We start from the raw sequence: 2,473 nt of genomic DNA, 5'->3' as shown, positions 1-2,473 counted from the left end.
TTATTACGGTAGGCTTTTATGCCTGCGAAAAGCAAAAGTCTGATCCAAATATTGAGCAAAAGCTAATTGGGAAATGGAATCTTAAACTTTCAAGTGGCGGTTTTGCCGGTCAAACTAAACCCGTTGAAGACGGTAAAAGCTCAGTTTTAGTATTTAAATCTAAAGATACTTATCAGCGGATTGACAATGGAAAGCTGGTTAAAGAAGGAAAATACATGCTTTCAAAAGCAAAAAGCATTTATTCCGGACAACTTGAAACAGCAATATCATTTAACGAAGTTGACACCATTTCTAAAGAGCAAAGGAAATATATATTGGGCTTAAGAAATGATTCTTTACTGATCAGCGATAATTATTATGATGGTTATAGTATGCTTTATCTAAGGGTAAAATAATTCAATTTACTTTTATATCTTAGTTCCATACTATGGAACAATTCAATATACCCGGCTATAAAATGGAAGAAATGACTATTGATGCCGCAAAAGCGCAGATTACTTCAATTGTCTATTTTATCCCTTTTGTTATTTTATTTTGCCCACTTTACTATTTTTTGTGGGGTGACGGAACACTTGACCTATTCAAAAATTTATTTCCAAAGGAGATGAATGGTTTGCTGACAAGCGCAATCATGATTTTGGTAATACTTATAGGAATTGTGCTCCATGAATTAATTCATGGAATAACATGGTGCCTGTTTGCAAAGGAAAGATTTAAGTCGATTAAGTTCGGTGTAATCTGGAAAGCGGTTACGCCATATTGCCACTGTAAAGAGCCTTTAAAAATAAAACACTATATATTGGGTGCTATTATGCCTGCTATACTGTTAGGAATACTCCCTGTAATTTTAGCTTTAATTACCGGAAATATTCAGCTTTTTGCATTTGGTATGTTCTTTACCATGGCTGCCGGAGGCGATTTTATGATGATAAATATGATTAGAAAGTTGGATATGGAAACATTAGTACAAGATCATCCTTCTAAAATCGGATGTATTGTTTATAAAACCATATAGCATCAAATTTTGTATAGTATTTAGTAAACCCTCAATTTAAATTATGGTCATGAAAAAATCAGCACTTTATTTAGCACTTATAGCTTTGCCTTTGGCATTTAGCTGCAATCAGGGAGGAGATAAAAGCTCGGAACTGAAAGATAGTACAATGATTGATACCGCAGATGCTCCAGTCAGTAATGAGTGYTTTATTGCTGTTGATGGTGTAGATACTGCACATTTAAATGTAATAACTTCTAAGTTGGGAAAAGTTACCGGTGGTTTGATTATAAAATATCATGAAAAAGCAACTAATGACGGTTTAATTGACGGAAAGTTTAGAGGGGATACCTTATTTGTTGATTATACCTTTAAAATAGGCGAAAATAAAACCATTTATAAAAACCCACTTGCACTTTTGAAAAAAGATGGCAAGCTGGTGCTGGGTGTTGGTCAGATTGAAACATCTTTAGGAAGATCATATTTTGTAAAAGGGAAACCGATTAACTTTGAAAGAGGCAGGTTTACTTTTGCGCCTACAGAATGTAAGTAGGATATAAATGAAAGCGCCCGAATCATGATCATGATTCGGGCGCTTTCGTTAAATTGCTCTTATATTGAATTATAAAGTACGGATTTTGATGTTTCTCCACTGGCTAGAGCCTGGGTGTTCTTGTAAAGCGATTTTACCTTTTGCAACTTTAGCAAAGTCTGCGAAGTCTTTGTTCTTAAACTTGCTGTTAGCAATCATAGCTTTCCACTCTTCGCTTCCTATCTGACCTTCAAATGTTTTAATACCATTTAACCAGAAAGTAAGGTGTCCTTTGTCCTGAATCAGTCTAACTTTATTCCATTCGCCAACTGGTACTGGTTTAGAAACAGTTGAATCGCCAGACATGTCATACAGACAACCTGCAAGGTGATTTTGTTTTTTGTTATCGCTTGCATCGATGTTATCTAATACCTGCATTTCAGGGCCGGTAAGATAAGTAGCTCCGTATTTAGGGTCCTCCTGGATATCAAATATAATTCCGCTGTTTCCGCCTTTAGAGATTTTCCATTCAAGGTTCAACTCATAGTTTTCGTATATCCCATCAGTAACAAGATCGCCTCCACCGGTAGGTTGGGTAGGATCAAAAACGATTGCCCCATCTTTTACCTGCCATTTTGCGCCCACTTCTTTTTTAAGATAAGTATGCCAGCCTTTTGTAGTTGTACCGTCAAATAATAATTTCCAGCCTGCTTTTTTTTCTTCTTTTGAGAGCGTATTAGGTGTTTGAGCCATTGCACTGGTAAAGAAGAGTGCAGAGGCTGCTAAAACGATTAATTTTCTTTTCATGAGTTTTTCTTTTGAGTACGCTAATATAAGAATTAGCTTAAATAATCGAGTCTGTACTTTAAATTTATCAAAGTCTTTACATTTTGTGATGAATGCCGTTGCATAATTAAAAACACTGGACGAGCTAATCTGTTATAGTT

General features: G+C 35.4%; 4 protein-coding genes. 3 read left to right on the top strand and 1 reads right to left on the bottom strand.

Annotated elements, in window-relative coordinates; genetic code table 11:
• The 3 genes from AC1DG9_RS26045 to AC1DG9_RS26035 form a co-directional block, all read left to right on the top strand.
• On the top strand, positions 1 to 395 hold a 395-nt coding region (locus tag AC1DG9_RS26045; RefSeq protein ID WP_477635567.1), incomplete at its 5' end, for a hypothetical protein.
• A gap of 32 nt (positions 396 to 427) precedes the next feature.
• The gene (locus AC1DG9_RS26040; protein ID WP_172659548.1) at positions 428 to 1,015 is read left to right on the top strand and encodes a DUF3267 domain-containing protein; all 588 of its coding nucleotides are present in this window, start codon (positions 428 to 430) and stop codon (positions 1,013 to 1,015) included.
• 49 nt (positions 1,016 to 1,064) lie between these two features.
• On the top strand, positions 1,065 to 1,547 hold the full coding sequence (locus tag AC1DG9_RS26035) for a hypothetical protein (protein ID WP_337716443.1): 483 nt from the start codon (positions 1,065 to 1,067) through the stop codon (positions 1,545 to 1,547).
• A 69-nt stretch (positions 1,548 to 1,616) separates the two neighbouring features.
• Here AC1DG9_RS26035 and AC1DG9_RS26030 read toward each other — a convergent pair whose 3' ends face one another.
• The gene (locus tag AC1DG9_RS26030; protein WP_048906990.1) at positions 1,617 to 2,333 is read right to left on the bottom strand and encodes a 3-keto-disaccharide hydrolase; all 717 of its coding nucleotides are present in this window, start codon (positions 2,331 to 2,333) and stop codon (positions 1,617 to 1,619) included.
• Positions 2,334 to 2,473: the final 140 nt, after the last annotated feature.

The organism is Pedobacter sp. 05L430, assembly GCF_056397585.1.
The sequence above is the reverse complement of the archived record's forward strand: the minus strand, read 5'-3'. Positions and strand labels throughout refer to the sequence as shown.

Coding starts and splice junctions, on each gene's coding strand:
- AC1DG9_RS26040 (WP_172659548.1), top strand. CDS start 428: ATGGAACAATTCAATATACCCGGCTATAAAATGGAAGAAATGACTATT.
- AC1DG9_RS26030 (WP_048906990.1), bottom strand. CDS start 2,333: ATGAAAAGAAAATTAATCGTTTTAGCAGCCTCTGCACTCTTCTTTACC.